The 5,279-nt window shown below is 53.1% G+C and carries 9 protein-coding genes and 1 pseudogene; 3 read left to right on the top strand and 7 right to left on the bottom strand.

What is annotated here, in order from left to right; genetic code table 11:
* Both ACXJ5O_RS17955 and ACXJ5O_RS17950 read left to right on the top strand, forming a co-directional pair.
* Positions 1-137 (top strand): annotated as a pseudogene (locus ACXJ5O_RS17955) (branched-chain amino acid aminotransferase); the annotation flags it as partial.
* 166 nt (positions 138-303) lie between these two features.
* Complete coding sequence (locus ACXJ5O_RS17950; protein WP_457301078.1) at positions 304-903, top strand: superoxide dismutase; 600 nt, start codon at positions 304-306, stop codon at positions 901-903.
* 83 nt (positions 904-986) lie between these two features.
* On the opposite strand, the gene ACXJ5O_RS17945 is transcribed toward ACXJ5O_RS17950, so the two are convergent.
* Positions 987-1,256, bottom strand: a complete 270-nt coding sequence (locus tag ACXJ5O_RS17945; protein WP_457301077.1) for a BrnA antitoxin family protein — start codon at positions 1,254-1,256, stop codon at positions 987-989.
* Positions 1,207-1,500 (bottom strand): BrnT family toxin, encoded by a 294-nt coding sequence (locus ACXJ5O_RS17940; protein ID WP_457301076.1) that lies wholly within the window; start codon positions 1,498-1,500, stop codon positions 1,207-1,209. Before ACXJ5O_RS17940 ends, ACXJ5O_RS17945 begins: the two co-directional genes overlap by 50 nt.
* Before the next feature lie 209 nt (positions 1,501-1,709).
* Between ACXJ5O_RS17940 and ACXJ5O_RS17935 the strand changes: the two genes are divergently transcribed.
* Complete coding sequence (locus ACXJ5O_RS17935) at positions 1,710-2,573, top strand: hypothetical protein (protein ID WP_457301075.1); 864 nt, start codon at positions 1,710-1,712, stop codon at positions 2,571-2,573.
* A 102-nt stretch (positions 2,574-2,675) separates the two neighbouring features.
* On the opposite strand, the gene ACXJ5O_RS17930 is transcribed toward ACXJ5O_RS17935, so the two are convergent.
* The 5 genes from ACXJ5O_RS17930 to ACXJ5O_RS17910 form a co-directional block, all read right to left on the bottom strand.
* A complete protein-coding gene (locus ACXJ5O_RS17930) occupies positions 2,676-2,837 on the bottom strand; it encodes an ATP-binding protein (RefSeq protein ID WP_457301074.1) in 162 nt (53 codons plus the stop codon).
* Positions 2,803-3,024, bottom strand: coding sequence for a hypothetical protein (locus tag ACXJ5O_RS17925; RefSeq protein WP_457301073.1), 222 nt, complete (start codon positions 3,022-3,024; stop codon positions 2,803-2,805). The genes ACXJ5O_RS17930 and ACXJ5O_RS17925 overlap by 35 nt, the downstream gene beginning before the upstream one ends.
* Positions 3,025-3,028: 4 nt before the next feature.
* On the bottom strand, positions 3,029-3,532 hold the full coding sequence (locus tag ACXJ5O_RS17920; protein ID WP_457301072.1) for a hypothetical protein: 504 nt from the start codon (positions 3,530-3,532) through the stop codon (positions 3,029-3,031).
* Between the two features lie 373 nt (positions 3,533-3,905).
* Positions 3,906-4,448, bottom strand: a complete 543-nt coding sequence (locus ACXJ5O_RS17915) for a hypothetical protein (RefSeq protein ID WP_457301071.1) — start codon at positions 4,446-4,448, stop codon at positions 3,906-3,908.
* A 111-nt stretch (positions 4,449-4,559) separates the two neighbouring features.
* Complete coding sequence (locus ACXJ5O_RS17910) at positions 4,560-5,204, bottom strand: response regulator (protein WP_457301070.1); 645 nt, start codon at positions 5,202-5,204, stop codon at positions 4,560-4,562.
* Positions 5,205-5,279: the final 75 nt, after the last annotated feature.

Genomic DNA, 5,279 nt, shown 5'->3' with positions numbered 1-5,279 from the left:
AGATTTTCTCGACCGGGAACCATTCGAAGGTCGTTCCCGTTATCCGTATTGAAGACCGCGATCTTCAGCCGGGTCCGATCGCCAAAAAAGCCCGGGAGCTCTATTGGGAATACGCGCACTCCACACCGAAAATTTAACTCCCGAATTGGCCGGATCTGAAATATTGATCCGTTTCGCATTGCTCCTGAAGAAATACGGACCTATGTAACGAACGCAGGTTTTGTCAGGATTGGCGACCATCCCATTCCGGGGCCCCTCCCCGGTAGCCAATCCGGTCACAATTGAATCGAAGAGGAGACTTCCATGGCTTTCGAATTGCCCGCACTGCCGTATGATTACGACGCGCTCGCACCCTATATGTCGCGCGAAACGCTCGAATATCATCATGACAAGCACCATAAGGCTTACGTTGACAACGGCAACAAACTGGCTGCAGAAGCCGGCCTCGAAAATCTTTCGGTCGAAGAGATCGTCAAGCAGTCCTACGGCAAGAATGCCGGCCTCTTCAACAATGCCGGCCAGCATTACAACCATCTGCATTTCTGGCATTGGCTGAAGAAGGGCGGCGGCGGCAAGAAGCTTCCGGGCGCGCTCGAAAAGGCTATCGAATCCGATCTCGGCGGCTATGACAAGTTCCGCACCGATTTCATCGCTGCCGGCACCACGCAGTTCGGCTCCGGCTGGGCCTGGCTCTCCGTCAAGAACGGCAAGCTCGAAATTTCGAAGACCCCGAATGGCGAGAACCCGCTGGTTCATGGCGCAACGCCAATCCTCGGCGTCGACGTTTGGGAACATTCCTATTACATCGATTATCGCAACGCCCGTCCGAAATATCTGGAAGCGTTCGTCGACAATCTGATCAACTGGGAATATGTCGAAGAACTCTACGGCAAGGCCAAGTAAGCAGCCCTACATCAAAGAAAACGGCCTCCTCATCGGGGCCGTTTTTGTTTTTAGACTCCTGGGTCAAGTAGCGTCCGGCCGTTTCAGGAATGGTTATGAGCTTTGACATAGGCCTTCAAGACGTCCTGCATACGCGTAAGATGCCCCTTGCCCTGACTTTTGAAAAACTCGAAAACATCCGGATCAAGTTTAAGGTGAACGGATCGAGGCTCTTTCGGTTCTACCAGCCGGGCATTCGCCCAAAAATCCGGTCCCAACTCCTCACCCTTCAAGGACCCGGAATTGCGAGAGAGTTTTCCTCCCCTATCCATTTTCTCCAAGTCGTCGAGTGATGCCCGCTTTATATTGGTCATGTTCAAGCTGACCTCCTTTCCACGCTGTTATGAGACGGGTGACCTCGTTTCGATTTGTATGAACAACTATGAAACAAATGTTCTCAACCATACCCAATGAAATAAACCGTTCTTCGCCGTAGTTCGCTCTCTCATCTCTTTTCGTCAGGACGGGGCCTCTAAAAATCAAAGCCGCATACAAAAAATCGACTCCATGCTTCTGCTTCACTTGTCGGCGTTTATTTTCATCCCATTMGAACTCCAATGAGACCGCTCCTTAAAATATCTGGTGATAAAATCTTCTCTAAAACCGGTACGCAGAAATATGAATGTGAGTGTACAAAAATAATGTACACTCTTCAAGCTTTGTTGGTATGGCTTTTTGTTCTCGCCTTCATAGCCTAGCCCTCATGCTAGCGTTCCCCGCGTATGAGACCATTTGTTAAGAAGACAGATGCGGAGGTATGGGCTAGGTTGTTCTGGATTCTCGCCTGGAATGAGACCATTAACAAACCAATGCGCCCGGCATCAGCTCCCAAAATAGTGCTCATTCTTGGCAGCGCACCGGATGCCGTGCGATCGCGTGAGTGGCAGCGTGCGCCTTTCGATGCGATCGTCGCGATCAACAACGCCTGGCGGGTGCGCGACGATTGGAACTACCTTGTCCACGCCGGTGACTTTCCGCAGAGCGCAATGCCCGCGCCGGATTTGGCGCGCGACCGTAAGATCCACACTGCGTCCGATTATGTTCCTGCACAAAACGCCTATGGCGGCTTCGTCTATGCGGGTGCGACGATGTCGCTGACATCGGCCTACTGGGCTTTGCATACGCTCAAGCCGGATGTGCTTGCATTCCTTGGCTGTGACATGAACTACGAACAGGCCGGGCCAACGCATTTTTACGGCTATGGTAATGCGGATCCGCTGCGCCCGGATGTGACACTGCAGAGCCTCGAAGCAAAGACGGGACGGCTGATGATCTCGGCAGCACGGCAGGGCTGCATTTGCGTCAATCTTTCCCGTCTGGACACAAGCCGGCTGGTTTTTCCACGTGTCGATATCGACGAGCTTGCGGAGTGGTCGCCGAGAGATGCACAGCTCCGCATCGACAGCGTCTTGCGGCAGGTCGATGAGGCACAATTGCAGCGTGCCGAAATTCGCGAAAAAATGCTGGGTTATTATTTCCCAAGCGGCGAGTATTGGCTGTTTTTGGACCAGATCGACGGCCGCGAACTCCGATGCCTCGACAGTATGTGGCTGGCCGCGCTTGGCCGCAAAGAGACTGCCCTTGCACCTGAATGCTCAGAGAACGTTTGGAAAGTTGCTGCGGCGAGGTAGATGGCGTGGTTTTCGAGACGCAGCGTACATTGGGTACGTGAGCACCGGAAGCGCAGAAAATCACGTCAGATGACCGCCGCAGTAGAGTTTCCAAACGGTCTCTCAGATTGAATAGTAGATTCTGACCGAAGTTCCCTTGCCGGGCGTGGAACTTATGTCCAGACGTCCTGCCATGGTCTTCATGAGTTCAACGCAGTTGGTGAGTCCAAGGCCAACATGTCCGCCAGCTTTAGTGGAGAAGAATGGCTGTTTTGCCTTGGCCAAGGCTCATTCCTCCCCCATTGTCGCTAATGATCAGGATCAGTTGCGAACGGCGCATGAAACGCCGTCGCACGGTTCCGGTGATGGCGATGATGGGGTCGGTACGTCCGGCAACCGCATTGATGGCATTCAGTACGAGTTCGTCCAGCAGCAAGTGGAACTGCGATGCGGGAACATTAACAGCGCGCACCTCGTCATCGGCGTTTACATTCAGCGTTGTTTTGCTGTTCGTGACTATATTGTTGATGATCTGGCCGAGTGGTGCGGGGCGGCACCTTGGCGCGGGCATGCCCTATCATCATCAAACCTTCATTGATCGAATCGAGCTCCGCTATTGTTCGCACGGCAGCATTCGTCATTTCGGATGGCGGCACCGAATGCCCGTTCAGGTAGCCCAGAAAAAGGCGCAAGGCGGCGACCCGCGTTCGGGTCATATGGGCGAAGAGTAACGAAAAAGACCTGATGTGCTGATCTTTCTCCCAACTGATTTTATTGTGTTGCCAGATGGCGATGATGCTCAGAATGAGCGCTGCAATAGCGCCAAAGAGGACGAGCATGTTGTGTGCCGCATCGGTGGCGATTTGCGCGGTCGCACTCAGATCCTGGCTATAATCGACTGTCACGCTCGCCAGGCGAACAAGATAGCCGTCGACAGTCGTGATGGATCCGAGGGCCTGTTCATAGTTCCCGCCATGCATGGCTACGGGCACGACCGTAAGGTCGATCGCTTCGATTGCATGGTGCAGGATGGCCATGTTTGGCGGCTTGATGATGCGGCTGCGTAGTCGAGGCTTGCTATCAACTTCAGATTGAATCGCAACAATCGAAGATCTTGCAACAATCGGGGGTCATTTTTCCCCGTGCTCATGGACAGTTCCAGATAGCCGCTTATGCGGGCGGCCTTTTCTCTCGATTGCGCCAATCGCCATCGGATTTCAGAGGCTTGGCTAAGCGTGACTTCTGTTTGTTGCCTATAGGTGTCTGTGCGCAAAATCGACCAGACACTGAGACATAACGAGATGAGGAGAGCTACACAGAGGAAGTACGGCAGGATCTGGCGTATCGCGCGCCTCATCGGCCGGGACGCACATTCACGACAAACCACACCCAAATGGACTTGCGGCTTAGAATGTAGGAGGAGGGAAGATCGTCGAGCGGCCAGACCAGATAAAATGGCCCGCCATCGTCGATCGATAGCGGCCTGTACAATTGGCCATCCTTACAAAGACCGCTTGCCCTGTCCTCTTCCGCGCACTGCTGTTCGATGGCCACCATGGGTGAAAAAGCGTCGATCTCTTTGCTCGTCACCCTTGCGATGAAGTCATTATAAGCGACAACTTCGAATTCTTTGACATCAGCAAGGTGGCTCCTGGGGAGTATGTCTTTGAGCAGAGGGCCGCGAAAGCTCGTCTTTTGGCCTTTTTTGCTCCAGGGTGTCGCCGTTGTTCGCTCGTGCAGATCAAACCCGCTCCGCAGCTGCTTTTCCGTATATGTCGCGGTTTTTCCAGTTGCCTGTTCAATCGTCAGAATGTCCGGATCAGGAGATTGGGATCTCGCAATGGCGGGATGTCCAAGCAGGGCCAACCACAAAATGACTTTAAAAAAATCTTTCATAAAAATGCACCCAAACCGGTCCGCATTCTGACTATGACGGCGACTGCGAGCCGGTGCTGAAATAGACTGATAAAAATCAAATATCGAAATAACAGGTAAGAATAAGCCACACTACAGTGATTCCGGCAACTGCCCGAACTTCAAAAGTTTGGCCCGTGCGCGTTTGTAAAAGCGCTCTGCGGAGGCGGCATCGATATTGAGATGCTCGCCAAGCTGATCGTAGATCGCCTTGCGGCTGATATTTGCCGGCCTTTGCATCATCCACTGGACAAGCTCCTGTTCCCTCGGAGAGAGTACCGCGTGGTAGACTTCCGGCGACATGCTGGTTTCGTGCATCAAGCCCACACAACATCCGTGATCCGCTATCGTCTGCAGAATGGCCGTCATGGTACCGGGCTTTAGGCTGTTTTTGGCAATGTAGCCGGCTACGCCAATAGTCCGGACCTCTTCCCACTCCTGTGCACTCTCGGCGCCGGTGATAACGATGTGTATCGCAGCGGGCGTTCGTTCAACCACGGTGCTTATAGTCTTCAGTCGATCCATCTCGGACCGGGGATCGTAGCCTGGCAGCCCGGGATCGATGAGAATAAGTGCAAACTGATTGGCCTCGATCAGTTCCAGCGCTGTGGCGATCGTTGCGGCGGCGTGGAGGACACAGGCAGGAAACGCCGCTTGCAATTCATGCACAAGTGCGAGGCGCATCAAATGCTGATCTTCGACGATCAATACGTCCTGAAATGAATGCTTTGTTGTCAAAAAAAAACTTTCAAAATAAGTGCTTTAATTCAAAGTACTTTTTGTAGCCCGATTCGGCTTCGTGCAAATAGGGAC

The sequence above is a fragment of the Phyllobacterium sp. P5_D12 genome, assembly GCF_054049495.1.
This window is presented reverse-complemented; position numbering and strand designations above follow the sequence as displayed.

What these genes read in the sequence shown, in the direction of transcription:
- ACXJ5O_RS17950 (WP_457301078.1), top strand. Translation starts at nt 304, where the DNA reads ATGGCTTTCGAATTGCCCGCACTGCCGTATGATTACGACGCGCTCGCA.
- ACXJ5O_RS17945 (WP_457301077.1), bottom strand. Translation starts at nt 1,256, where the DNA reads ATGACCAATATAAAGCGGGCATCACTCGACGACTTGGAGAAAATGGAT.
- ACXJ5O_RS17920 (WP_457301072.1), bottom strand. Translation starts at nt 3,532, where the DNA reads ATGCATGGCGGGAACTATGAACAGGCCCTCGGATCCATCACGACTGTC.
- ACXJ5O_RS17915 (WP_457301071.1), bottom strand. Translation starts at nt 4,448, where the DNA reads ATGAAAGATTTTTTTAAAGTCATTTTGTGGTTGGCCCTGCTTGGACAT.